This window comes from Carboxydocella thermautotrophica (assembly GCA_003054495.1).
Taxonomy (GTDB): domain Bacteria; phylum Bacillota.
Map to the genome: position 1 here is coordinate 2,212,055 of CP028514.1, position 24,231 is coordinate 2,236,285.

The window sequence follows — 24,231 nt, forward strand, 5'->3', positions numbered from 1 at the left end:
CTCTGGTCACTGCTGCTAAAAGGGTAAACGAAGCCACAAACGCATCCTGTCGCTCCCTGTCCTTTTGCCTGAGAGATTGACCTGCCGGCTGGCAGGCTTGCTCCTTCGGCGCCCGGTCTTGCCAGGTCTCTCCAGAGGTCTGTCCGGTTACAGTACCTGGCTCAAAAGCCACCTGAGAGTTTGAGCGGCATAATACCGCCTTGCCCCTTCGGCGGTAACGGGTAAACCCCGTTACCTTCTTCTGCAACCTTCATCCAGAAGCTGTATTCATTTTTGTTTACAATTATACGAAGACAAATGTCTTATGTCAAGTGACATTCACTTATTTTTTACACAAATCCACAAAATACTGATGCAAACGATAATCCTCGGTCAGCTCGGGATGGAAAGCCGCCGCCAGCGCCTTGCCCTGTCGGGCCAGGACGATCTTGTCCTGGAAGGTAGCCATTACCTCAACCCCGGAACCAACTCGTTCAATGTAGGGGGCCCGGATGAAAACCGCCCGCAGGGGCTGTGCTCCGATAGCGGGAACCGGCAAATCCACTTCAAAGCTGTCCACCTGTCGACCATAGGCATTGCGCTTGACAGTCATCTCCATCAAGCCCAGCCGCGGCTGTTCACTGCCCATAATCTCGGTTGCCAGCAGAATCAAGCCGGCACAGGTTCCAAAAACCGCCATCCCCTGCTGAAAACGCTCCTTGATTTCGGAGAGCAGGCCAAAATCCACCATCAATTTGCCGATGGTAGTTGATTCACCTCCGGGGATTACCAGCCCCGCCAGCTCTGCCAATTGCTCCTTTTTACGTACTTCAACAACTTCCACACCCAGTTTTTCCAGCACCAGCCGGTGCTCCCGAAAAGCACCCTGCAGAGCCAATACCCCGATTTTCATTTTACCAGCCCCGATCCTGCATTCTCATTTCTGGAGTAATAGTGGAAATATCGATCCCGACCATGGGCTCACCCAGGTCTTTAGAAACTTCCGCCAGCACCTGCGGATCATTGTAGTGGGTTGTGGCAGCTACAATGGCCCGGGCCCGTTTGACCGGATCCCCGGATTTGAAGATACCGGAGCCGACGAAAACACCATCACAGCCCAGCTGCATCATCAAAGCTGCATCAGCAGGAGTAGCGATGCCACCAGCAGCAAAGTTCACCACCGGCAACTTCCCGGTTTTGGCCACTTCCACTACCAGTTCATAGGGAGCGCCCATCTCCTTGGCTGCAGTCATCAATTCTTCCTGAGGCAGCATCTGCAGACGGCGAATTTCTCCCATCACCGTGCGGAAGTGTTTGACCGCTTCCACCACATTACCGGTACCAGGCTCGCCTTTGGTCCGGATCATAGCTGCCCCTTCCCCAATCCGGCGCAGGGCTTCCCCCAGGTTTTTAGCCCCGCAGACGAAGGGTACCTTGAACTCCCATTTATTGATGTGGAATTTATCATCCGCAGGAGTGAGGACCTCACTTTCGTCAATATAGTCCACACCCAGGGACTCCAGGATCTGGGCCTCCACAAAATGACCGATTCGGCACTTGGCCATTACCGGGATGGTGACCGCATCTTGAATGCGCTTGATTACCGTGGGATCGGCCATGCGAGCAATTCCGCCCGCGGCCCGGATATCGGCCGGTACTTTTTCCAAAGCCATAACGGCACAGGCGCCCGCTTCCTCAGCGATTTTAGCCTGTTCCGGTGTAGTTACATCCATAATGACGCCGCCTTTCAGCATTTCTGCCAGGCCAGCTTTAACGCGAAAAGTTCCCCTTTCCATGATGTTCTTCCCTCCTACACTTTGTTCCTGAATATTTTACTACACTTTTCCTGCGCTGACAAGCTATCTGTACTATTCCGATAGAGAAAGTATAAAAAGTAAATGCCCGGCTCTCAATTCTGCCGGGCATGGCAAGATAAAATATTTCCTATTGTTTGGGTACATTCTCTCCGTGACAATCCTTACATTGATTGGTAGCTTTGCTGCCATTATGACATTTCAGGCAGACCGGCATTTTGATCCTGGGACTTCCTGGCTGCCGGGTGGAATGCACCAGACCAGCATGACAATCCACACAGTCTACTCCCTTCTGAGTATGATATTCATGGGGAACCACCAGCCCCCCCGGAGGAGAAATATCCCGCTGCCGGCTATGGCAATCCAGGCAGACTGCATTGGGCACTATGGTTTTCTTCTTGATGGGTTGATTGTAAAAACCGCGCCAGTGTTTATAAGCCAGCTCGGTCATGGGTACATTGGGATGGCATTTGAGACAGCCAATGCGGCCATGGGTAGATAAGCGCCAGGAATTGATCTGTGGTTGCATTTCATGGCAACTTCCGCAAAGGCTGTTTTCTTCTTTATTTTGGGTATAACCGATACTGCCTACGCTAAAAAAAGTAGCAATCAATAAACTCACTACCAGCATGGCCATCGTCAATGTACCCCAGACCCGAAATGTTTTGACCATTTTCCTGTCCCTCCTTTAGCTTAACCCCAGAGGCAAATATTCAGCCAGAAACCAGCCCAGGATGAGAAAGTAAATGATCATTTCAACGATAATCAAACCTTTGTTGCGACTGTGTCTGAAGACGGCCATGCCTCTCCCTCCTGTCCTTCCTCCGGTATCAGGATGATTTTTTCCTGCTCCTTTTTAATTCGCTCCAGTTCCAGGGGATGTTCGTGTTCCATTACCCTAATATCCATCAACCCATTAAACCAGGTTGTGCTGCCCGGGAAAAAATCGGGATTGAAGTGAACATTATAAAAATGCCAGACAAAGATAGCCAGAATGGCCAGTACCGCCTCATCACTATGACCAATCCGCCAGCAATCAATGAGCCAGCGGGGCATCAGGGCCGCTCCCCATTCCGGCATCATCATGAAAATACCGGAACCACCAATGATGAACATCCCCCAGAATACCGCCCAGTAGTCAAACTTCTCCTTGTAGGAATAGCGATCAAACCGGGCTGGTTGGTCAGTAAAACCCAGCTGGTATTTCAGGTGTTGCACCAGGTCAGTTACATCCTTTAAAGCTGGCATAATGGCCCAGCCCAGATCTTTTTTAACCAGCATTTTGTAAAACATCCAGACCAAATGATAAATACTAACTGCAATCATGGTTAATCCGCTGCCGATATGAATATTGAGCATGGTATCCGGCCCGCCAAACCAGCGGGCAAGGGCCAGGGATAAACTGTTATCATGCCATTTAATGGGCAAGCCGGTAATAGTACAGAGAATAAAGGTAGAAAACATACCAATATGGTGAATACGTTGATGAAGATTCCAGCGTCTAACTGCAGCCCGGTAGTGCCTTTTTTCCATTCCAACCCCTCCTAGTGTTGCTGTTCCCCGCTGGCCAGCGCATTTCTAAGCTTGCGATACAGTTCCAGCTGCATATGAATGATTAACAAAGTAACAACAATTATAGTTAACCAGACAAAAAACTTCAGGGTATAGTACATGGGAGCTCCTTCACCCTCTTTTTCCAGAAGAAAATGCTCTTTCCCCGCAGCAAAATTGACTTCAGGCTTAAAATGACATTTAGCACAGGTTTTTGGGGTATTGGTTTTGCTCACCGGCGAAGCCGCCATACCGGGCCCCTTAATTTCATGGGAACCATGACAATCCACACAGCTGGCCGCTTTCTGACTGCCCAGCAGAACCGCTTTGCCATGGAAGCTCTCTTCATAGGACTCCTTGATCCGCCCACTGTGACATCCTGCCGCAGTACAGGTATGGGGGATTTGCTGTTTGGCTACCAGCGCCAGGGCGTCTTCTTTTTTGCGGATATTGTGCACCCCATGACAGGCACTGCACCGCACCTTCCCGTTATGCACACTGTTGCTGTATACCGCAGTTACATCCTTATGACAGTCCCGGCAATTATTATCAATAGCTACTCGCATTTTTTCCCCGGTCAGGGCCCCGGTATGGGGATATTCAGTAATATCCCGATGACAGGTGGTACAGCGATTGGTTCCATGCTGGGAAACCAGATATTCCCCTTCATCAACATAAAGACTGACTATTTTGCCATCCATTTTGGTTTTCAGCCCGATGGCGCCATGGCAGCGCAGACAGCCTTCATTGAAGCGGCGATTTTCCGCCAGTTTGGCAGCAAATTGTTCTTCAGCTCCAAAAGCCGTCCCCTGTTTAAACCAGCAGAGGAACAGCCCCATTAATATCAGTAAGGTCAGCCTCAACGGGCTCATTGTTTTTTTCATTATTTCGCCTCCTTATCAGTACCCGTCTCACGGATGCACCATAACCCCTGCTACAGCAACGGAAATAGCTCCTATCCAGATCACCAGGGTCAGTAAAACAAACAGGAGCATACCCGAAACATTTCTGGCTTTCACCTTATAAAGGGTAACATAAGCACTCACTGCCAGAGAAAAAAGCAAACATAATACCCCCAGCTTTATTAATACAGCCTTTAACATGCTCAATCCCCCCTTACATCACCGCCGGCCAGACCAGACTGACGGCCAGCACAAAAGTTATTGCCGAAATGAGCACCCCCAGGAACATGGTTAACAGAGACCTTACCACTCCATTGCCAGCAGGCAACACATAGAACGCTACATATCCGCCTGAGCTAAAACCAAACACCAGTGAAAGAAGTGCACCAATTCCCAGCAAAGTTAACATTGGACAACCCTCCTCCACAAAAAAACCGAACCTCCCTGAGGCCCGGCCAGCTACCGGTCTCAGGACTTGAAAGTCTCCGGACTGGGTTTAACGGTATTTGGTTTCCCAGTTACTGCAATCTTCCCTGGTATCGATGATAATGAAGCGCTTGCAATGTCTGCATTTAATATAGATTTTGGTACGTGCTCTTTGTGCAACGATTTTGCCACACATACAACGAACATCAGCCAGTAAATGACTTACTTCCGCCCCTTCCTTGTGGGGAATAATACCTGCCACACCTTTCACCTCCTTCGCCAAAGAAAAAGACCGGTCAGGAGTTCCTGTCAGGAACTCCTGCCGGTCTCCGGACTCAAAGGTCTCTGGACTCTAGAATCTCTATGAAGTTTTAAAATGAATAACAGGCTTGGTACGCGTTTCATTTAAACGGATTAGAATAAACCTTTTACAATGACGGCATTTAATGATCAAAGTATTATCCACAACCTGACAGATCAGTTTACCACACTGACAATTAACATTGCCCATACAAAACTCACTTCCCTCCCCGGCAGTAAATCTTCGCTGACTTACCGCCTCTCCCAACCATAACCGCTGCAGGAGATTGTGGCCAATTTCACATTCGCGGCGCCGCTTGCTTGTGAAACTTTGTACGTATATTATTCTTCTTCGGTTGCAAAAATCCTGCTTATTGTCCTTCAATTTTTTAAATTTTCCTTCGAATTTATTCGACAAATTTTTTTGTTGACAACATGGGCATATCGGTGTATCATATTCTTTGCGACGGGGCGTAGCGCAGCTTGGTAGCGCACCTGCCTTGGGAGCAGGGGGTCGCAGGTTCGAATCCTGTCGCCCCGACCATCGCAATTCCAGGATATAATGCAAGAAAAAGTGTTGACAAACACGGAATGGTTGTGTAAAATACAGAAGTGCATATGGCCCCTTGGTCAAGTGGTCTAAGACACCGCCCTTTCACGGCGGTAACACGGGTTCGAATCCCGTAGGGGTCACCAACCTGCCGGCGTAGCTCAACTGGTAGAGCAACTGACTTGTAATCAGTAGGTTGCGGGTTCAAGTCCTGTCGCCGGCTCCAGAATATCTATGGAGGAGTTCCCGAGTGGTCAAAGGGAGCAGACTGTAAATCTGCCGGCTGACGCCTTCGTAGGTTCGAATCCTACCTCCTCCACCATTTCGCTGGGGTGTAGCCAAGTGGTAAGGCAGCGGACTTTGACTCCGCCATGCGTTGGTTCGAATCCAGCCACCCCAGCCACTTATTTCGCGAGCCATTAGCTCAGTCGGTAGAGCACCTGACTTTTAATCAGGGTGTCGCTGGTTCGAGTCCAGCATGGCTCACCATTATCCGCGCGGGTGTGGCGGAATTGGCAGACGCACTGGATTTAGGTTCCAGCGGGAAACCGTGGGGGTTCAAGTCCCTCCACCCGCACCAATTGTGGGCATTATGCGGAAGTGGCTCAGTGGTAGAGCATCGCCTTGCCAAGGCGAGGGTCGCGGGTTCGAATCCCGTCTTCCGCTCCAGGCGCCCGTAGCTCAGTGGATAGAGCGCAGGTCTCCGGAACCTGGTGCGTAGGTTCGATTCCTACCGGGCGCACCATCAGCTTGCCACTATAGCTCAGTAGGTAGAGCGCATCCTTGGTAAGGATGAGGTCACCGGTTCAATCCCGGTTAGTGGCTCCAGTTTAGCACGGAGAAGTACTCAAGTGGATCAAGAGGCAGCACTGGAAATGCTGTAGGGGGCGCAAGTCCCGCGTGGGTTCGAATCCCACCTTCTCCGCCAGTTTAAAATGCGGGTGTAGCTCAGTGGTAGAGCCCCAGCCTTCCAAGCTGGTTGCGTGGGTTCGATTCCCATCACCCGCTCCACTATCAACGCGGGGTAGAGCAGTTGGTAGCTCGTCGGGCTCATAACCCGAAGGTCGAGGGTTCAAGTCCCTCCCCCGCAACCAAACACGGGCGATTAGCTCAGTTGGTCAGAGCGCTTGCTTGACATGCAAGAGGTCACAGGTTCAAGTCCTGTATCGCCCACCATAATAAAGCCAGAAAAACCGCTAATATCAAGGCTTCGCGCCTGATTAGCGGTTTTTGTTTTCTGGCAACTTTTGTGCAATTTTATGCCCTTTTCGGCACCATAGAGACACTTTTGGGCACCATTTCGGCACCACGGGCACCATTATACTCTAAACTTAAAGCAGGCTTTTGCCTGCTTTTGTTGCTTTCTGTCACTAGTAGCAACAAAAAAGCCCCGGAGGGCCGGGATAAAGCTAGCTATTTTTAATGGCAATACATATGATGCTGTTGCTTCAAAAAATTCTTTGTGAATTTATTTTGATCGCTTAATTGTTCACGAAGATGTAAGCGCCTTTCTTTTGGTTTTCTTTTTTTCATTTTTTCTGCTATCTCAAGTTGTGTATCGTAAATATGTTTTCCAGAAACACCTACTATTATTGGAAACATTATAATTACAGCTTTAAAAAGCAAAATAAAGACCCTTAATTTTTGCCATGGTGTAGCTTGTTTAATTGCTTCATGAAAAGCAAATTTTATTCCAGAATCGAAAATAATTATAGGCATAATAAACGGATGAATAAACAGTGTAAAACCCCGTACTCCTTTTAAATAGATTTTTATAAAGATGCCAAGAGCAAGTGTTAAATATAATATAATTAAAACATAAAGAAAGTTGTCGACTATCATACTTATCACCTCTTTTGATAAAAATTATGAGTTGAATTCATTTGCCCATTTTTTTGCGTTTTCTGCTGGATATTCACAAATAATCCAATCTAACAAAGTAATTATTACATTTACCATAAGTGCATACCAAACATATAATAAGCTAATATTTATATTTAGACTACGAAACGCAATAAAATCTTTACTTAATTGAATATGTAATTCGTTATTTAAAGTAATAATTTCAAAGACTCCTAAAATTCCAATGATAACCCAGAAAAAAGTTATACACAAACTAATTTTCTTAAAATATTTTCTTATTTTTTCTGATGGCTCAAATTTAAGATAGTCAACGCACAAAGGACTAACAAAAAATAATAATGAAACAAAAAAACTAGAACCTGCCGAATTCTTATATCCTAATAAAATCCAAGCAAGAAGCGTATAAATAAACCTGAACCCTAAATTAGCAATAAACCCAGGCTTATCAGGAGATTGATAAGCATACATACAGTATAAACAATATTCCTTTGTTTGTGTCTGTTCGCTTTCGTTATTAATTGTTACTGAACTTTGCATTTTCATATCCCTCTACTGAATATATTATCTGAATATATTATTCATTCTGTTTCAGTATATTCGCCAAAAAGCAGATAAATCCTTCATTTGATTTTCGTCAATATTCGACAAAATGCGCAGAAAAGCCGTTCTTTCTGCCGTCTGTCACGGAACAATAACTGGCACTGGTACAATCAGCTTCTCCTGGTTTTTGTTCGGATCCGGCTGGCCTTGCTGGTCCAGCGGGGTTATGGTGCAGGTGAACACGACTGGGTTACGGTTACTTACGGTCGGCTTTAGCAACACAAAAACCTTATGCCCATCCACCTGCGCTGGCCCGCTGGCCAATATGTTTCCAGCCGGGTCCTTATACTCATAAGTGGCGGTCACCATAAAATTAGTACCGTCAGTTGAGAACAGCTCTATCCCTATTTCTCGCTCTTCGCCAACCTGTATCACTCTCCCCATTTAGCTCAACTCCTTCCAGGTATAGCAGTCAGGCAATACCTTAACAACCCATCTATCCGGCAACTCTTTGTGAGAGTATCGGTCCGGTGATACTCGCCAGCTGTATGCTGGCGATTTCTTTTTGGGCGCAAAAGCAGCAACCGTCGGTGCCAAACAGGTTGCCAGGGCCAACATAATCGCAGCTTGTATAATTGCCTCGACATTAACCTGCGGCAAATGCACTCCTGCTGCCGCCAGTGCAAAGCCTGGAGCGACTACGGCCTGCCCACTAAAATTTGCACTGGATCCTGCGACACTCACCTCTGCCACAGTTGCCGTGATGTCAGCGCTGCAAACAACTGCCGGTGCTAGTGCTTGTGCTGTTGCAGATGCAGTTGCCCCGGTTGTGTTAGCACTGCCGCTTACATTAACTCCTACCGCTGTCGCAGTCCCGTTTGCCGGGGCTGGGCCCACAACTGCATCAATCACAGCTGCCGTGTAGGTTATAACCAGCTTCGGACGCAAGGTGGCGTCAGAATAGTCGGAACTGTAAAAACCGGCATAGGTATAAGCTCCGCCTTCTGGGTCTTGTTTAAGCACTATGCCATTGTTAGCGGTTTTCCATGTAGTTGCCACAGGCGTGAGGTCGAAATTATACCAAGTACCAGTCGCTGTAACAGATACAGGCCCTGTTATTTTGCTTCCAATCGCAGGTTGATTGCCCCATGTTATTGCAGCTTCGTCCCACGTTGTTGATGGTAAATACGCCGATACTTGAGGCCCTGCTCCCGTAACATAGTAGGCATATAACTGCAAGGTGATATTTGTTATATCTCCTTGTATAGATGAAATATCGAACTGCAAATAACTGCGAAAAGGTGTGCTATAGATTGGGTGGGTGCCCACAAAAAGAGCAGTATTGGTCCCATAGTTTGTACTACCATTTGTTTGCCAAACATAGGCATCTTTGCTTGCAGCAGCTTCAGGCTGTAACGTAGTCGTAGGGTCAATCCGAACAGGGTAGGTGGCGGTAGACAGCCAGACGGGGTCAGGAGTAAAAATTATATCGTTGCCTTCCAGCCGCAAATCAACCGGGCCAACATCGCCGCTTGCATCGATCGCAAATGGAGCCAGCACCCGGCCGACTATATCCCCCTGCCTTGTAAAAACAACCTCCTGCCCAACCTGCGCCATTTCGCAATTCTTGGTATATGCGCCGAACCTGAATTCAGCCGGATGACCTGGCGCTTTTAGCACTATTTCAGCTTTAACCCCGCTCGGGCCGTTGGTATACTCCAGATCGCTATTTACCCAGGCATCCGATATTGTTAAATTGCGTCCCGAAACAGTCCTGGTCCCGGCGGGCAACTTGTAGTCTACATAAACCCCTGGTGCAAAACCAAACCGCAGGTAGCCAGGCAGGATACGCAGATTATACCCTGCCCGCTTTACCTTGTGGCCAAATCCCGGCTCGTATTCCCAGTTTTCGATAATTTCCTGCCAGCCGTTGCCGTCATGATAGTGGATATCGTTTAGGTATACTTCTATTTTCCCGTCAGGTCTAAGATAGTGTTTGCTATTTCTTGTCCTCTTTATCTCCTGCATGGGGTTTCACCCCTTAGCCTACGGTAATGTTAAAGATGCCTGCTGCATCCCATGCAATCGTAAAATTGCCGTTGGTACTGCTGACATCCTGCCCGAAGTCCACATAGCCCAGCAGCGGACTTGTAGCCGGGTTACCGGTATCGGCATAAATAACCGCATACCTGGCGGTTATGGTGGCATTAGGCCAGGTGACATCGGCTGCGTCCAGCACCACCTTATTGTTTACCGCATCATATGTTATCGTTTTGCCGGCCAGCACTTGCCCACCAGCTGTATAACCAGTCCCGGTTACCTCATAGTTGGTTATGCTGCTTAAGTATACATGGTTATCCTGATCTGGCACATACGCGCTGCTGCACAGCATTACCTTTATGGCGTCAGTGTCCCAGTTCAAGGCCTTAATCAGCGCCTGGCCGTACCATTTACCTATCGCCGCCATCTGCATTACCTCCCTTTAGAGCCGCCTTGGTCAGACCATAGATACCGCTGGCTGTCGCAGAGCCAACAATTCCCTCTTTCACTGCCTCCAGCACCGATCCGCCAAAGGCCCAGGCATTGAGGCCATTTAAGGCAGCGCCCAGAGCAATCACCAGCAGCCAGAGCCATTGTTTGGGAATTTTAAAAGATTGTTTTAGACTTTCGGTAAATCCTACCGTCAGAGCCATCACAAGTTCTAGTGGTAGCATAAGCTATTTTCCTCCCTTCAACTTCTCGGCCATACGCATGATCAGTGTCCCAGCATAATCGCCCTCAACCAGCTTACCTTTCCTGGCGTGGTCAAGCCAGTATTGCGGGCTGTTAATAATCCCCTGGGACTGCAACACCTTAACTGCCTCGGCAAGCTGGTCCTCCTGTTTTGGTGCCGGTGGCTGTCCTCTCCACCGGCCAAGGGCCATTTCGGTCAGGGGGAAATTTTGCCCAGGGCAAGCAGTCTGAGCCCAGTATTTATGCCCGTGCACAATGCGTATATTCGGCAGTTGCTGCTTGAGCCAATTAATAAGCCAGACGCCTGCATTGTACTGTGCGTCTGGCATTATGGTCTGCACATTATGGTAATCGCCCTGGAACCCGACCGATATCAGCTGCTCATTGTGTCCCTTGACTCCGGCCCCGACGTTAAAGCCTCGGCCTTGGTATATGGTCCCGTCAAAGCCAATCCAGAAATTATATCCGATGCCATTCCAGCCCCGGGACTGGTGGGCCCGGTGTACGTCCCAAAAACCCCAATTAGGGTTTGCCATATGGTGCAAGGCAATGCCGATAATCGCCTTCTTATCCAGCGGCTTTAAGTCGGCCGGGTCCTTCCAATTTATTTGCGGCGTAATAATTTTGTATTCCACCTTAGGCCCCTCCTTTTAAAATGAGCGCCAAAAAAGCGCCGATAACGGCGCCGATGATGGTTTTATATATCCAGCTTTTGTCTTGCTCCAGAATGACCAGCCGCCTCTCTAGCTCCGCTGCCTTTCCCCGGGCGCAGTCCGAACCGCATAATGGTACTATACTTAACCGCTCTTCTATCCTTGCCAAACGCTGGCTCATTTCATTCAGCCTGTCCGAAATTGTCCTAATATCCTGTTCCGACATCCGCCCGGCCTCCTTCCAGGTAAAATAAAAAATCGCTATGCAGTCGGCTTTTTTATGATTATGTGAAACGCAAATCAAGCTCATCCTCGGTATACAAGTACAAGTCTCTCACTGCTGTATACCCAGATATAGGAGTTATGTGAATAGTTATTGTTACTGTTTGCCCTTTTGCAATGTTAGTGATGTCATAAATATCATTAACCCAGACGTCAAAACCATCTCCACTTATACTTGAACTTTTAACTACTGTATTATTGATTGCCACAGTGTAATTAGCAGAAGATGAGCCCGAACCATATGCATCTACAAAATGATAATACACTCTGACTTTATTGTGCCAATTTTGCTTTACAAACGATGCGCTGCTATCGGTGTTGCTTGCTGATGTATAAGTATATGCTTGTTGTTTATTTAGCGAATTAGGGTTGACAACCTTGACAACAGATGGCAAATCGCTAAGTACTACAAAATCACTAGCATGTTTCCCATCCACTGTATCCGCATCCAATCCGCTTCCCGGGCCGTCAACAGACAACAGTTGGGATAGGATGTTACTTGCCCCTATTTGATCAGCAGTTACACTATGCGGGTTGTCGGTGCGGTTTGCGTGGGCGTCCAGGGCCGCTTGACTTGCCGCTCCAATGTCGGCCGGAGTAAGTTGATCCGGCCCCCCTGTGGCATGTCTGCTCTTGTGTGCGGCCAGAGATGCCAGGGTTATGTCAGGGTTATCATACCAGTTTGCCTTGCCTGTTATCGCCTTGACCCGATTTGCCAGCCAGTCCAAAAATTGCCGCAAGCTGCCGCTGTTCCCCGTCGGTGCCTGGGCCGGGTCAATGGTCCTGGCGTTCTCCTCCACCGCCAGAATATTGCCCTCAATGCGGTTAAAATCAGAGGCCGTCGGGATGTTCCCGGCGGCCCAGTCAGTTTTAGGGTTCTGGTAGTTGTTCGGTGCGCTGCCCATTCAGCAATCACTCCCCATAATATCCATTAGGGTCAATGTATGGGTTTTCTGCAGTGCATTGCGCCCAATGTGCCTGCACCAATTGGCCCAGCGCCTCCTGGTCGGTATCCAGGCCGTAGTCGTACTCTTTCAGAGCCTGGAACTTGCCCCTGCAATAGCCACATTCCACAAAAGCATAACCTTCTAAAAACTGCGCCATAGCTTTACACCTCCGATGTGCTGCTAATTAGCTCAAAGCTGCCCTGTGATGTGCCGCCGTTTACATATTTCACCCGCCAGTATCTGGCCAATAACCGTACCGTTAAAGTGCGGGTTTCGCCTGCCGCCAGGGCTATGCTGTCGCCAACCGCCGACCGCCAGACCGAGCCGTCCCTGGACTGCTCAATATACAGCGTTCCTGGCTGATCCGCATAGGCCCGGGCGATAGCAAAAGCTGGGTAATTGTTTCCGTCAGTACCCAGGTCCCGGGTGGAGCCGGTATAGGTTGCATTAGCACCTAAAGCAGTCGTGCTATCGGTATAAACAGTCCGCCGGTTCCTCATCATCGCCGCAGGTGTGACGGCCAAATAAACCGGTACGCTCTGGCTTGCACCGCCGCCTCCTCTGCCCCCCGTAACCTCGGCTGTTAGCTCACTGATGTCCTGCACTACAATCGCATCAATATATAATGTGGTGCTACTGGTCGGCGCTATGGATAGGTTTTTGGCCCTGATTTGCACATAATATTCCTGGGTCGGGTCCGGGATTAACCGGGTCCTGCAGCCAATATAACTTTTCTGGCTGGTACTGTCCGCATAACGGCTTACAAAGTAAGTTTCATCCGGGAATAATTCAATTTCAAAAATTGTATAACTTGCGGACGATAAAGTGGTCATCGATATTGCTCCGCCATAAGTGCCGGCATTAGCGACATTATGCTTGCCACTCGTGGCCGAAGTGCCGTCCAGCAGCCATTGCGCTACCATGTCCCCTGCTTCGTTAACTAACTCCAGGTAAAACTCCTGGTTAGCTATGCGCTGTGACAAATAAGCGATAAACCATACCCGAAAAGGTATAGTAAACTTTTTGGTGCTGCGAATAATGGTCTCGGTATCAGCGGTGGTTCCGGTGGCGATACTTAAAACGCTATTCGCAACCGTTATGGTGTGCCCGCTGCCGGTTTGCACCACCTGCCAGTTTGTGTTCAGTCCAGTTCCAGGGAAGTCTTCCCGCCAGGGCTGTTGCATAGTGCCTACAATTAACTGTTTTCCGTAACTGGTAACTTCCTCGAAGTCGTCCAGCACCGGGTTATATGCCTGTGGTATAGGACGCCCGTTAGCGTCCAATTTTAAAGCATTATCTGCATAGGTCATTTTATAACCTCCTTGCGCTTAATTTTGTTCGCAATGCTCCGGCGAATTCCAGCTCCTGCTTAATCACGGCAAAAGGTTCCCAGGTAGTGTCCCCCTCAACGTTTGCCACATCTCCTAGTTCCAGCGCCGGGTTGCCTCGCCATTCAAGGTCTATATCCCTCCTCGGGTCCTTAAAACTTGCCAGCAACCTGTCTGCAATCTGCTGCGCCATCGTCAGGGTCTGTACCAATGGGTTCCCCGGGTAAACATAGCGGATAAGCCCATGCTCGGTTATGCTGACATCATCCCGGGCTATGGCTTTTTGTTTGTTTGCCACCTCCAGCGGCTGGGCCGTAATGCTTATTATCACTTGCTCTGCCGCCTGCCCACTGTTTTGCAATGTCAATTCTGCACCCCAGGCATAATACTGCACTGCCGCTATGACTGTGCTTGTGGCCCCCTGCAAGGCAGCAACCGCATTTATGCAGGGGGTTTTGTTGTAATATGCAATAATCTGTACCTGCTGGCCCGGGCCAACGGCGATCTGTTCATTACTGCGATATACTTCTTCGGCGCTTTTGGGGAGCAGCGGCTGAGTCTCCACCTCCACTAAATTCGCAATCTGTCCCCACTTTGTAGGCCGATCTAGCTTGTAATAATCATCTTTCCCTATGCTTATTCCAGCTTCCACATTAAAAAACGGTAGCAAATACTGACTGGCCCGCTGATATACATATTCCATGGTCTCCAGCCGCACCACTCCATCCCGGTCACAATAAACCTGACCCAGACAAGCCTCCGCTACTTTCCGCAGCGCTTCCCGGTGACTTATATCACCCAGGTAAGCGTAAGGTATCGTATGCTCTGCCAGCGCCGGATCAAGCCAGTATTCTCCCGTTGCCAGCCCGCCATCCTGCAGGATTGCCTCCGCCAACTGGTACAGGGTTATGTTTTGCCAGACCTGACTGCCCTTAAAGGTGCTTTTACTTAGCAAGTCCAGCCTGTCCCGGCCGGTTGTTTCCACATATACTTCATCCCTGGGTGCTTTCCAGTCTCCAGCCCAGAATACCCCAAGCGGCACCCACTCGGTTCCGCTCTGCAACTGCGCTCCCAACCAGGCTCTAATGCGCCTGTTAGGTTTCAGCAGCTGGTAAAGCGGGCTTTGTTTGTTGTCCGCATCAAACTTGCGGCTCGCATTACTTAGCCGCACGGTTATTTCGTTTGCGCTGATGTTCCCCACTGGCAAGCTACCATTGCTTATCTCCCGCTCTTCCAGCAAATATATGCTTATCAAATCTTCCCCCTCGTACACCTCGCTGATGCTGGTGTAAAATTCGGTTATTTTTACCTGTCGGCCAGGGTGACTCCATCGGCTTATCTCCAGTTCCATTTTGTTTACCTGTGTTACCGGCGTCCCCAGGGTTTTCGACCAGCTCACCTGCATATTCCCCGTTACCTGCTCTGTATGTAACAGGGTGGTCCCATTATACAGTCGGATCGTAAACTCAGTCGGATATTCACCTCGTTTGCTGTCCCCTACCACCGACAGTCGGGTTATCGGTCTACTAAAAAAAGATATGGTCAAGGTCGGATAGGGCTGGCTAAAATAGCCCACAGCATTCGCCAGTTGACTACCCCACCAGCCCATTTGCAACAGCTCTTCCTCTCCTGGTCCCGGTGCCAGGGCGAAAGTACCGTCCAGCACCCAGGCCCCGTCCAGCGCCGCTATTTTGGTAAACGGCTCAGCTACTCCGTCCGCCGTCTGGCCAGGATAGGAGATGTTGGCCTGTTCGTTTGCAGAGCAGGCTATGGATTGATCAATAAAAGGGTCGGTGTAATCAATCTGTACCCGGCCCAGAACTCTCCGCTCTGTTGATACCATGGCTTGCATAAACTCGTTGCTAACTTGCCGCATTATTGCTCCACCAGTCCTATGCTGACATCCCGCCAGTACCTAACGCCCCCGACGGTCTGCCAGGCGCTCTCTTTTATGTCACCCACATATACGGTTATGGTCTTTGCCCCGCCGCTCCCCTGTGGGTCAGGGTAAGTCAGGGTGTGAAATGTCTTGCTTTCCAGCTCATCCAGAATTGTTTTCAGGGCAGCCTCCGAGATAAGGTTATATTTAAGGGTAACGGACCTTTTAATAGCGATAATCTCCATCATCATTTTACCAGCAGCGGTCCGCTCCGCTTTGCTTATGCGGTACTGACCTACTTCAATATCAGACGGGTCAGCGATCGCCCGTCCGTTAATTGTAACCAGCGCCATGCCATCACCCCCCTATGATTACGGTGCGGCCCAGCCGCTGGCTTTCCCGGGTCAGCGCCGGGATCAGCGCCCGGCCGATGCGGTTGCCATCTATCTCAAGCACGATTTCCTGCTGCCGGTGCTCCCCGCTATTGCTTGCGCTGTGCATCCGCAAAGCGTCCCGGACTGCAACATATACTGCCTGTGCGATCTGGTCCGCAAAGGCGGCGCCCCGCGAACCGCTTAAGGGAACAACTGCCTCCGGGCCGGCTTCGCCAACCATCGCCAAAGTGGGGCCGGTGACTATGCCGCCTTTGGCCAGAAACGGGATTTTGGGCAGCTTCACAACGCCAACGTCAAACCCGCCGAAAGTCAGGCCCCCGGGTAGGCTGACTTTTGGTACGCTGAACCGCAGACCGTTCCACATATCAATTAGCTTGTTAATAAAGCCAATAACGCTATTAATGGCAGTTTTAAGCACCGCCGTAATCCCATCCCATTTGCTTTTTGTGGCCTGCTTCAAGCTGTCCCATAGCTCAGCAACTGTGTTTTTGGCGGCCTCCCATTTGTTCGCTACCCATTGGGTTGCTGCTGCTGTGCTGCTCTTTATTGTATCTGTCAGCGCCCCCCATTTTGACCCGGCCCAGGATTTGATATTGTCCCACGCCTGGGAGAGATAGTTTGCTATTGTGTTCCACTTCTCGACCGTCCCTGTTTTTAAGTCAGCCCATAACTGTCCAATGCCCATAACAAGAGCTAAAAACTTCTGGGCCGCCCAGGATTTTATATTCTCCCAAGCCTGGCTCAGCCAAGCAGTTAATTCGGACCATTTTTGCTTTGTCCAGGCACTGATTTCGTCCCAGTAAAAGTATATTACAACCGCCAACGCGATAACGGCTGCGATTAGCCACCCGATTGGACCGATTGCGGCTATCCAACTTGCTGCCATCCTTGCTACATACCCCACAACCGCCAGCGCATAGCGCCCAAATAAACCTAATGCCCAGCTTATATCTAACAACCTTTTTACCAGCGGTATTTCAGCTATAAACTGCATTATTCTGCCCAGCGGCAGTAGCTTCCCGATAAAACTGCCCACTTCGACCGCAAGCTTAATAAATTTACCCAGCATTAATGCAGCCACAATATACCCGACCGCCTCCAGGATAGGTCTGGCCTTCTCCATTGCTGCTGCCAGCTCGTCCCACTTCTTTGCCAGCTCACCTATAGGGCCGGTAGCTTGACTCAGGTCCGGGATTTTTGGAGCCGCAATATTGGGAGCCGCTACCTGTGGCATCGCCATATTCGCCGCAGCTCCGCTTGCAGCATCGGCCATGTCCTCCTGCAGGGTGTAAACCTGGTCAAAAACCTGCAGGTTTTTGCCTGCTTTTTTGCCAGCCCCCTCGACTGCTTTACCTAACTGTTGCTGCGATTGCGCTGCTTTTTGTCCGGCCCCGGCAATTGCCTGCTGCTGTTGCTTTATCTTGTTGCCTACCTCCGCTGTTTTGTTGCTCGCCTGCCCTAATGTGTTGCTATAAGCAAATATCCGGTCTGCTACCCCGGCCAGCGGTGGAATAAGCAGGCTCAATATCCGTACTACCGACCCAATCACTCGAAGTATAAACACACCAACTGCAGCTATTCCGCCCCCAGCATCTCTCCACGCTTTTTGAATTAGGTAAGCCGTTGTTGCAATAGCTGCTCCTTGTAACATAAACGGTCCGAGAGATGCTAGTAAGGCTATAGCCGCTTTTGTTGCTAATAACAAGGCCGGGACCAAAGCACCCACTATAGCCCCAGCTAAGGCCACAACCAGCATTTTGACCTCTGGGGAGAATGCCCCCATTATAGCCTCCCGCAAACTATGTCCCTCATTTTTAAGCTGCCTTATTCGTGCCGTTAGGTTGCCCAGCTCATTAGCCACCTGCTGCATAATGTCCTTAATGCCAAATGCATCAATTAGCTCCTGCCCGACAGAACGCATTATAAATATTAGCTGGTCTTTTATGGTACTCCATAAGCCCAGCATGGTCTTGCTTTGTTTATCCATCGCCCCGGCGAAACGCTTTTCCATGCCCGCCAGGATAGCATTTATTCCGGTAGCCCCGGATATTGCCCCCTTTTCCGCCAGCTTCATTGCTTCCGGGATACTTGTTCCAATAGCTCGGGCCAGCATTTCCCATGCCGGTATGCCTAACTCGGCCAGCTGCATCATTTCCTCGGCCGACACCTTGCCCTTGGCCTGCATCTGACCCAATGCTAAAGTAACTCGGCTTATTTCGGCTTGTCCTCCTCCTAATGCGGCCACAGCATCTCCGATGGCGGTCATCATGGGGATAATCTGCTCTGCGCTAAAGCCAAAGGCCAGCAGCTTCCTGCTGGTCTCGGTTAGCCCTTGCAACTCGAACGGGGTCCGGGCTGCAAATGCATCCAATTCCTCTAAAAACGCCTTCGCCCGTTCTCCGCTCCCCAACATGGTAGCAAAAGCCATTTCCGTCTGCTCCCACTCAGCTGCCAGCTTTACGCCAAAGCCAGCTGCCGCAGCTGCTGCTGCTCCGATTGCCCCTACAAAAGCTGCTGCGGCCGTGGAGGCTCCCCCGGCGCTGCTGGCTACCCTGTTTAGCTTTTCCTTGGCTTCATCTAACGCCTTGTGAAATTCCGAGGTCCTGGCTGTTAATCGGACAAATAATTCGCCTACTTGCGCCATTTTATCGCCTCCTCATCCTGCTGGCCCTGGCTTTTTGCTCGGCCTTTTTATCTTCGGCTTCCCGCTCTTTGGCCTCCGCTGCGTAAAATGCTATCCACTCCACAAATTCCCTGGTGCTCATCTTCCGCTCCAGCTCCGCAACAGTCATGCCCAGGTCCCGGGCCAGCCGAAACGTGAAAACTTTTTCCCACTCATCAGGGTATCGCCTGGGGTCCTTAAACCCCAGGACGAAAGGATTTCATAGCCTCTTTTTGTGCTTCTTCGGTCAGTCCGGCCAGCTCCAGGATTTCCCGCAGAATACGGTCGATCGCTGCGGCAGATTTGTTTTTAAGCTGCTCTGCCTGCTCCAGGGTGATTGCTGGCTCCACCAAACAGCTGGCCAGCATGATTGTTTCCAGCTTGTCGGTGTCAATCTGGCCATTTGCAGTGCTGGCCTGCCGCCGCATAGCCTGCTGCTGTGCCTTAGTAAGTCCGCGAATTTTAACATAGCCATCCCATTCGGGCACAAACAATTCTTTTTCATCAAGATCTGGTTTGTTGATGATATCCTCAAAAGCCAAATACTTACTCACAAATAAACCCCCTTATTAATTATTAAGCGGTTGTCCGGGTAACGGCACCGCTAACCTGGAATTCAGCGCTAAAGGTGCCGGCCTCATCAACGGCAGTCTCCGGATTGTAACTGGTCAAAATGCAAGTACCGGTAAATTTCGGGTTGCCGGTCGTGGTGCCCTGCGGGTAGTATTCAAAAGTCCTGGTCATACCAAAGATGCCGCCCAGGGTGCTATCTACCATCGGGTCATACACACCCTCGATGCTGATAGTTGCATCGAGTAGGCCAGGGATATAACTTTTTGCGGTGCTCCCTAGTGTGGTCGTTTCGGAAGTTTCCGCTTCCTGGCTAAATGAAATGCTGGTCAGATACTGGCTAATATCAGTCAGCGTGCCGCTGCTGTTCTGTACCTTAAATACCGCCTTGCTACCGTGTGCAAAAGCCATTTCTCATTCCTCCTTTACTTTCTCGCAAATGCAACATTGAAGGTAAAGCTCGGGCTCGTCCCGCTTATGGTCCAGGTAGCCCGCAAATACCGGTTCACGGTTCCGGTTACAACTACCCGCTGTGCATTATTACTTGCCGTAACATCAGCGAATGCAGCCAAATCCGCCCAGGTGATGCCGTCAGCGCTGTGTTGTACCTTAATTGTTGCCGACGGGCTAACGCCGCTGACTGCAGTTACCTGCAAATAAGCCACTCCGCCGTTACTGCTTGCGGCACTGTTATCCACTTGCCCGCCGCTGCCGGTGCTGGTTCTGGTGGCCAGCTGGTGTAAAGACACTATATTATCCAGCCCTTTGCTCGACTGCGCTTCAGCAGTAACGCTAACTACATCATCAACCGGGCTTTCTACCTCATAGCTGGTAAAGTATGCCGCTAGCCCATAGCCCCGAGCCCCCAGCGCATCTCCTTGCGGATAATAACACCAAGTGCTTTCGTTGCCAGCTCCCAGGGCCGCCTGCACCACATATTCAATTTCACCGACAGCTGGGGAATGTATCCCCTCGGCGCTAATGGTTGCATCTTGCAGGCCCGGAACATAGCTTTTAGCGGTACTGCCCAGGGTTGTGGCCTCAACTGCTTCCAGCTCTCCAGAAACACTAACGCTGGTAAGGCAAGGGGTCAGATCGTACCCGTTACAATAAACTTTCGCTTTACTACCGTGGTCAAATGCCATTAGGTGTCACCCCCTTTTTCGGGTTCAACTGCCGTTATTGGCCTGATTAATCCCTGCTCAAGTAGCCACTTAATGCTTTTTTTCGGCAAGTCGTCAATAACATCGCCAGGCTCTACCCTTTTCCCGTTATACTCCAGCCCAGTCAGTGCAATGTACCTCATGCCCCCACCTCCCTCGTCGTCCATACTTCTAGGTTAAAAACCATTTCTGCGCGGCCTGCATCGTCACGCCCAAGGGTAAACGGTGGCTGCATGGCCTTGATTACCATTTCCCGACCGGACGGCGCCGTTTTCAATCCTTTGCCTCCATCGTCCAGCAGGTTAAAAATTCGCCATGCCCAATTGTGCGCTGTTTCGAATGTCTGGGCCCTGATTAGCACCTGTACCGTTGCTTGGATGTCCGGAATGGGAAGAGCCTGCTTGTAGCCGCCTGTTGCAAATATGGCCACGGCATCATCCGGAGTATCCGGCAGCTGGCCCAGGAAAATATTAATGCCGACGGTTCCTTCGCCGCCGGCCTGAATCATTTCCGCAATGTCACGTATCAACATCTTCGCCCCTCCTTACTTCAGGGCTTCACCTATTCCTTTCTCGATTATTTTTTTATAGGTCTCAACATTTTCTTTGTATGGATCCTCTAGAAATTTAGCTTTACCGCCTTTTGGGTGATTAAAGTGCAGCGATTCATGCTGTACAATAGCATATGGCAAATTATACCCAACTCTAATACTAGCTTTCCCTTTCCTTTTCGTCAACTTACTTACATTACAGTTTGCCCTCAAATCACCCGTGTCCACAGGTGCCTGTTCAGCACTTTTCCTTTGCAGATCAGCCGCACAAATACGCAAAGCCTCTTCTGTTTTTCTGTCAACCTTTTTAGCTATAAATTGCCATTCCCATTTCAGATCTTTGCCCATTGAAATTCACCTACTTACAGTAAGCAACCCTGTACATTATGGCTCCGTTCAAATCTACTGATTCAGTCACGGATACAATTTCCCATCTTCGGCTAGCATATTCAATTTTATCCCCTGGCTTAACCTCTTCCAGGCAAAAGAAACGGGCCTCGGAGACTACCTCCTGGCCCCTGCTATCCCTTATTACTTTTATTCGGTTCTCCCATCTTACGTTGATGGCCAAGCTGCTAAAAAGCGATTCCCCGAATTCATTCTGCCCGGTTTTTTTTAGCAATATCGCTGACTGCCTTAAGTATTCCTTTACCATATTGGCACCGCCCCGGCAATATATGGCTTTAGCAGTTCTAATGCTTCTCTGCTAAGTAACTTTAAGCTGGCTCGATATTCTTCACTGACATCCCCAAAACTTACCCGCACCACATTTTGTTCCTGAGCATTCGTTCTGGCATTATTCCCAAATTTTAATAGTGCTAGTGCTTCTTCGCATGTAGCTGCCTTTACCTCCGGGCTTATTTCTTCTTCCTGCGTAAATCCGAAAGTTGCTTGTCTTGTCCAGGCAAACTCTCTGGGGAATTCCAGCAACTGTGCCGGATCTGCCTTTTTGCCAATAAAGGGCAATCTGTTTATCCGTTTCGTCGCCGTTATCAATGCCTTTTCCTTGGTGTAACTGTCTGCATTTTCCCATTCTTCGCAGAAAAGTTTCCCGGCAAAGTATTCCTCCGCCTCGCTCAGGGTTACATAGCTGTTGATTCCTACCTGCAAGGCCATAAAACATCACCCCTTCTAGTTTTTGCCGGGAGATTTCTTCTTCAATTGTGCTTTTTCCTGCTCTGTCTGTAATTTTTTTTCATTTTCCTGCTGTTGTCTTTGCAGCTCTAGCTCTCGTCTTTTTCGGTTAAATGCCGTAACACTCATTTTACCACCTCATTTAAAAAGGGAGGCAGGATTAACCTGCCCCCGCTTAGATCTTGTGAATGAACGCGACCATGCGAATTGCTTTGGGTTCATAAACCCGCTGCCAGTTGGTACCTGTTTCAAGTTCGGCATTGCTGGGGCTGGAACCAGCAGGAGTTCCTACCCACTTGACACCGCGCGGGTGCAGAATAAAGGTTCGGCGGTTAATTAGGTAGTCCTCGCCGGCCAGGCTGTCCCGGTCAGTCTCTGTGGGAACGAATCCTACAGGATTGCCTTCGCCGTAAGCAATAGCACCAGCACCAAAAATATAGGTTGTGTACACTCCGGCAGAGGCTGGACAGCTGTCGTCAACAATTACCCGCTTGCCCATATAGGTAGGCACCTGCGGGCTGGCAGTAGACGGCTGAATGTACTGAATTAAATTCTGCTTCGCCAGGGCTGCCTCAACAGCGGAGTGCATAATCACAGCGGTCAGTTGGTCTTTGGCGTCGCCCAGAAGCTGTACAGCGTCGATGAAGCTGGATGCGGAAATCTTCTCCGCCCCGCCGGTCAGGCCAGAAATATCCAGCTTATTGCTGTTCATGCTGGCCGAAGCGAATACGCCTTTCAGAACGGAAATCAAAGTGGCCTGGTAACGGCGCGCCCAGTAACTGGCCACAAGATCGCCGATTACTCGCATCGGATCATCACCGGCAAGGTTGGCAGCCAGGTCGTTGGCGCCCCAGGCCTTGCCTCGACGCAGAATAGTTGCAACATCCTGGTCAGTACCGATTTTGCCAGGAGTTAAGGCCCCGGTATCAGACAGCACTTCATCTGCGCCAGTAAGGTCGGTCCAGTAGGGCATATTGATAGTTTTAGCTCCACTGGAAGCCAGCCGGTCAAATTCAGCAGTTCTCTGCACGATTCCACTTCCAAAGATTGCGGACAGTTCCATTGTTTTTTGCACTACATACGGGTTAAACACCTCAGGAATAATTACATCAGCAATTTTGGTGGTCACGGTTCATCATCCTCCCTTTCGTTACTTTATCCCCGCTTCAGCCATAAGTTTTTGAGCCAAAGCAGGATTTTCCCTGAGAATCTTACCTTGCAAAGTAAGGTTAAAAGTATCTTTGTGCCAGGGATTTTGCATCCCGCTGCTGGTTGTTGTAGGATTGGTTCCTCCGCCAATAGGCTTTGAAGCTATGCCCAGGAGTTTCTTGAGCGTCTCTGCATCCCGCCTAATCGCCTGTTCATCCTCGCCAAAAATTCTCCCGGCCAGGTCCAGTGGCAAGCCCAGTTTGGTCAATACCTTTACCTTGGTTGCCTGTATTTGCGCTTCTTTGGCCTCTCGCTCTTTTTCTTGCAGGATCCGCTCATATTCCTGGAGCTTGGCCTGCAGCTTTTCCTGCTCCGTCATCTGGGCTTCCTTGAGTTTCTGCAATTCCTCAGCCGCTTTTTTAAGTTCGGCGTAGTCTTTGTATTTTTCTCTCTCCCGCTTGAGGCGCTCGGCGATGATTCGCTCGATGTCCTCCTGCGTAAAGGTTTTAGGTTCCGCCTGTTGATTGTTCTGTGCGTCCTGCCCGGCGTCAGCAGGATTGATATTGGTATTGTTGAAATCATCCATAAAAAAACTACCTCCTTCTAATTTCCGTGCTTAACCGGCGCACGTTGCCGTAGTTTAGGCATAACAAAACCACCCTTGCATTTTAGCTTGGGTGGTTTTCACTGCTCTTTTATTCTCCATGTTACCCTCTCTATCTGGTCAGGAGAAATCTCCTCAACTTCACCCTCGTCTTCCGGGAACTCAACCAGGTATCCGAGAGGATCTTTCCCAACGTAAACGACAGTACCTTCTCTGCCATCTTTCAGTAAAACTACATCGTGTTCCTCCACAATCAT

At 49.7% G+C, this 24,231-nt stretch carries 33 protein-coding genes, 14 tRNA genes and 1 riboswitch; of the genes, 14 read left to right on the forward strand and 33 right to left on the reverse strand.

The features are described from left to right. Positions 1-46 precede the first annotated feature (46 nt). A riboswitch (glycine riboswitch) is annotated at positions 47-145 on the reverse strand. A 177-nt stretch (positions 146-322) separates the two neighbouring features. The 8 genes from pdxT to CTH_RS11090 all read right to left on the reverse strand — a co-directional run bounded on the left by pdxT (position 323) and on the right by CTH_RS11090 (position 4,934). Then, a complete protein-coding gene (gene pdxT / locus CTH_RS11055; protein WP_078664725.1) occupies positions 323-892 on the reverse strand; it encodes a pyridoxal 5'-phosphate synthase glutaminase subunit PdxT in 570 nt (189 codons plus the stop codon). Between the two features lies 1 nt (position 893). Then, complete coding sequence (gene pdxS, locus CTH_RS11060; RefSeq protein WP_078664726.1) at positions 894-1,778, reverse strand: pyridoxal 5'-phosphate synthase lyase subunit PdxS; 885 nt, start codon at positions 1,776-1,778, stop codon at positions 894-896. Positions 1,779-1,923: 145 nt separating this feature from the next. Beyond that, positions 1,924-2,466, reverse strand: coding sequence for a cytochrome c3 family protein (locus CTH_RS11065; RefSeq protein ID WP_078664727.1), 543 nt, complete (start codon positions 2,464-2,466; stop codon positions 1,924-1,926). A 92-nt stretch (positions 2,467-2,558) separates the two neighbouring features. Next, positions 2,559-3,326, reverse strand: a complete 768-nt coding sequence (locus CTH_RS11070; RefSeq protein WP_107753893.1) for a formate dehydrogenase subunit gamma — start codon at positions 3,324-3,326, stop codon at positions 2,559-2,561. Positions 3,327-3,337: 11 nt separating this feature from the next. Then, positions 3,338-4,228, reverse strand: coding sequence for a cytochrome c3 family protein (locus tag CTH_RS14395; protein ID WP_078664729.1), 891 nt, complete (start codon positions 4,226-4,228; stop codon positions 3,338-3,340). A 27-nt stretch (positions 4,229-4,255) separates the two neighbouring features. After that, a complete protein-coding gene (locus tag CTH_RS11080; protein WP_107753895.1) occupies positions 4,256-4,447 on the reverse strand; it encodes a hypothetical protein in 192 nt (63 codons plus the stop codon). A 13-nt stretch (positions 4,448-4,460) separates the two neighbouring features. Then, complete coding sequence (locus CTH_RS11085) at positions 4,461-4,655, reverse strand: hypothetical protein (protein ID WP_078664731.1); 195 nt, start codon at positions 4,653-4,655, stop codon at positions 4,461-4,463. An 87-nt stretch (positions 4,656-4,742) separates the two neighbouring features. Beyond that, positions 4,743-4,934 (reverse strand): hypothetical protein, encoded by a 192-nt coding sequence (locus tag CTH_RS11090; RefSeq protein ID WP_078664732.1) that lies wholly within the window; start codon positions 4,932-4,934, stop codon positions 4,743-4,745. Positions 4,935-5,439: 505 nt separating this feature from the next. Here CTH_RS11090 and CTH_RS11095 point away from each other — a divergent pair. From CTH_RS11095 to CTH_RS11160, 14 genes are all read left to right on the forward strand, one after another. Beyond that, positions 5,440-5,516: transfer RNA gene (locus CTH_RS11095), tRNA-Pro, on the forward strand. Between the two features lie 76 nt (positions 5,517-5,592). Further along, positions 5,593-5,668: transfer RNA gene (locus CTH_RS11100), tRNA-Glu, on the forward strand. Between the two features lie 4 nt (positions 5,669-5,672). Then, positions 5,673-5,748 (forward strand) — tRNA-Thr (locus CTH_RS11105). Between the two features lie 10 nt (positions 5,749-5,758). Continuing rightward, positions 5,759-5,844, forward strand: a tRNA-Tyr gene (locus CTH_RS11110). 6 nt (positions 5,845-5,850) lie between these two features. Continuing rightward, positions 5,851-5,925: transfer RNA gene (locus CTH_RS11115), tRNA-Gln, on the forward strand. A gap of 10 nt (positions 5,926-5,935) precedes the next feature. Beyond that, positions 5,936-6,011 (forward strand) — tRNA-Lys (locus CTH_RS11120). 8 nt (positions 6,012-6,019) lie between these two features. Further along, positions 6,020-6,102 (forward strand) — tRNA-Leu (locus CTH_RS11125). A gap of 14 nt (positions 6,103-6,116) precedes the next feature. Further along, positions 6,117-6,191, forward strand: a tRNA-Gly gene (locus tag CTH_RS11130). Between the two features lies 1 nt (position 6,192). Next, positions 6,193-6,267: transfer RNA gene (locus CTH_RS11135), tRNA-Arg, on the forward strand. A gap of 7 nt (positions 6,268-6,274) precedes the next feature. Then, a tRNA-Thr gene (locus CTH_RS11140) sits at positions 6,275-6,350 on the forward strand. Between the two features lie 9 nt (positions 6,351-6,359). Continuing rightward, positions 6,360-6,450, forward strand: a tRNA-Ser gene (locus CTH_RS11145). A 9-nt stretch (positions 6,451-6,459) separates the two neighbouring features. After that, positions 6,460-6,533, forward strand: a tRNA-Gly gene (locus CTH_RS11150). A gap of 7 nt (positions 6,534-6,540) precedes the next feature. Then, positions 6,541-6,616 (forward strand) — tRNA-Met (locus CTH_RS11155). A gap of 5 nt (positions 6,617-6,621) precedes the next feature. Beyond that, positions 6,622-6,698, forward strand: a tRNA-Val gene (locus CTH_RS11160). A 243-nt stretch (positions 6,699-6,941) separates the two neighbouring features. Here CTH_RS11160 and CTH_RS11165 read toward each other — a convergent pair. The 25 genes from CTH_RS11165 to CTH_RS11280 all read right to left on the reverse strand — a co-directional run bounded on the left by CTH_RS11165 (position 6,942) and on the right by CTH_RS11280 (position 24,231). Next, entirely contained in the window at positions 6,942-7,364 is a 423-nt protein-coding gene (locus CTH_RS11165; protein WP_078665720.1) for a hypothetical protein, read from the reverse strand. Positions 7,365-7,388: 24 nt separating this feature from the next. Continuing rightward, positions 7,389-7,922, reverse strand: coding sequence for a hypothetical protein (locus tag CTH_RS11170; protein WP_078665719.1), 534 nt, complete (start codon positions 7,920-7,922; stop codon positions 7,389-7,391). 144 nt (positions 7,923-8,066) lie between these two features. Next, on the reverse strand, positions 8,067-8,369 hold the full coding sequence (locus CTH_RS11175) for a hypothetical protein (RefSeq protein WP_107753897.1): 303 nt from the start codon (positions 8,367-8,369) through the stop codon (positions 8,067-8,069). After that, the gene (locus CTH_RS11180; protein ID WP_107753899.1) at positions 8,370-9,953 is read right to left on the reverse strand and encodes a DNRLRE domain-containing protein; all 1,584 of its coding nucleotides are present in this window, start codon (positions 9,951-9,953) and stop codon (positions 8,370-8,372) included. 13 nt (positions 9,954-9,966) lie between these two features. Beyond that, positions 9,967-10,392, reverse strand: a complete 426-nt coding sequence (locus CTH_RS11185; protein WP_107753901.1) for a hypothetical protein — start codon at positions 10,390-10,392, stop codon at positions 9,967-9,969. Continuing rightward, a complete protein-coding gene (locus CTH_RS11190; protein WP_159073875.1) occupies positions 10,376-10,639 on the reverse strand; it encodes a hypothetical protein in 264 nt (87 codons plus the stop codon). Before CTH_RS11190 ends, CTH_RS11185 begins: the two co-directional genes overlap by 17 nt. 3 nt (positions 10,640-10,642) lie before the next feature. Next, positions 10,643-11,293: a peptidoglycan recognition protein family protein gene (locus CTH_RS11195; RefSeq protein WP_107753905.1), complete on the reverse strand. Its 651-nt coding sequence runs from the start codon at positions 11,291-11,293 to the stop codon at positions 10,643-10,645. A gap of 1 nt (position 11,294) precedes the next feature. After that, entirely contained in the window at positions 11,295-11,537 is a 243-nt protein-coding gene (locus CTH_RS11200; protein ID WP_107753908.1) for a hypothetical protein, read from the reverse strand. Between the two features lie 58 nt (positions 11,538-11,595). Next, positions 11,596-12,498 (reverse strand): hypothetical protein, encoded by a 903-nt coding sequence (locus tag CTH_RS11205; RefSeq protein ID WP_107753911.1) that lies wholly within the window; start codon positions 12,496-12,498, stop codon positions 11,596-11,598. A 7-nt stretch (positions 12,499-12,505) separates the two neighbouring features. Next, positions 12,506-12,697, reverse strand: coding sequence for a hypothetical protein (locus tag CTH_RS11210; protein ID WP_078665710.1), 192 nt, complete (start codon positions 12,695-12,697; stop codon positions 12,506-12,508). A gap of 4 nt (positions 12,698-12,701) precedes the next feature. Beyond that, positions 12,702-13,850, reverse strand: a complete 1,149-nt coding sequence (locus tag CTH_RS11215) for a hypothetical protein (RefSeq protein WP_107753913.1) — start codon at positions 13,848-13,850, stop codon at positions 12,702-12,704. A 1-nt stretch (position 13,851) separates the two neighbouring features. Next, positions 13,852-15,744, reverse strand: coding sequence for a hypothetical protein (locus tag CTH_RS11220; protein ID WP_107753915.1), 1,893 nt, complete (start codon positions 15,742-15,744; stop codon positions 13,852-13,854). Continuing rightward, a complete protein-coding gene (locus CTH_RS11225; protein ID WP_107753917.1) occupies positions 15,744-16,100 on the reverse strand; it encodes a hypothetical protein in 357 nt (118 codons plus the stop codon). Before CTH_RS11225 ends, CTH_RS11220 begins: the two co-directional genes overlap by 1 nt. A 4-nt stretch (positions 16,101-16,104) precedes the next feature. After that, the gene (locus CTH_RS11230) at positions 16,105-18,786 is read right to left on the reverse strand and encodes a tape measure protein (RefSeq protein WP_107753919.1); all 2,682 of its coding nucleotides are present in this window, start codon (positions 18,784-18,786) and stop codon (positions 16,105-16,107) included. 215 nt (positions 18,787-19,001) lie between these two features. After that, on the reverse strand, positions 19,002-19,358 hold the full coding sequence (locus CTH_RS11235) for a hypothetical protein (protein ID WP_107753921.1): 357 nt from the start codon (positions 19,356-19,358) through the stop codon (positions 19,002-19,004). 22 nt (positions 19,359-19,380) lie between these two features. Continuing rightward, positions 19,381-19,785, reverse strand: coding sequence for a phage tail tube protein (locus CTH_RS11240; protein WP_078665704.1), 405 nt, complete (start codon positions 19,783-19,785; stop codon positions 19,381-19,383). 14 nt (positions 19,786-19,799) lie between these two features. Continuing rightward, positions 19,800-20,519, reverse strand: a complete 720-nt coding sequence (locus CTH_RS11245) for a hypothetical protein (RefSeq protein ID WP_107753923.1) — start codon at positions 20,517-20,519, stop codon at positions 19,800-19,802. Further along, positions 20,519-20,680, reverse strand: a complete 162-nt coding sequence (locus CTH_RS14175) for a DUF7210 family protein (RefSeq protein ID WP_159073876.1) — start codon at positions 20,678-20,680, stop codon at positions 20,519-20,521. Before CTH_RS14175 ends, CTH_RS11245 begins: the two co-directional genes overlap by 1 nt. Next, positions 20,677-21,069 (reverse strand): minor capsid protein, encoded by a 393-nt coding sequence (locus tag CTH_RS11250; protein ID WP_107753925.1) that lies wholly within the window; start codon positions 21,067-21,069, stop codon positions 20,677-20,679. The genes CTH_RS14175 and CTH_RS11250 overlap by 4 nt, the downstream gene beginning before the upstream one ends. Positions 21,070-21,081: 12 nt before the next feature. Further along, positions 21,082-21,435: an HK97 gp10 family phage protein gene (locus CTH_RS11255; RefSeq protein WP_207656815.1), complete on the reverse strand. Its 354-nt coding sequence runs from the start codon at positions 21,433-21,435 to the stop codon at positions 21,082-21,084. A gap of 300 nt (positions 21,436-21,735) precedes the next feature. Further along, positions 21,736-22,203, reverse strand: coding sequence for a DnaT-like ssDNA-binding protein (locus CTH_RS11265; protein WP_078665699.1), 468 nt, complete (start codon positions 22,201-22,203; stop codon positions 21,736-21,738). Between the two features lie 15 nt (positions 22,204-22,218). Then, the gene (locus CTH_RS14400) at positions 22,219-22,350 is read right to left on the reverse strand and encodes a hypothetical protein (protein WP_278308374.1); all 132 of its coding nucleotides are present in this window, start codon (positions 22,348-22,350) and stop codon (positions 22,219-22,221) included. A gap of 46 nt (positions 22,351-22,396) precedes the next feature. Beyond that, positions 22,397-23,350, reverse strand: coding sequence for a major capsid protein (locus tag CTH_RS11270; RefSeq protein ID WP_078665698.1), 954 nt, complete (start codon positions 23,348-23,350; stop codon positions 22,397-22,399). A 21-nt stretch (positions 23,351-23,371) separates the two neighbouring features. Beyond that, positions 23,372-23,956, reverse strand: coding sequence for a capsid assembly scaffolding protein Gp46 family protein (locus tag CTH_RS11275; protein ID WP_107753929.1), 585 nt, complete (start codon positions 23,954-23,956; stop codon positions 23,372-23,374). 98 nt (positions 23,957-24,054) lie between these two features. Continuing rightward, a complete protein-coding gene (locus CTH_RS11280) occupies positions 24,055-24,231 on the reverse strand; it encodes a DUF4926 domain-containing protein (protein WP_107753931.1) in 177 nt (58 codons plus the stop codon).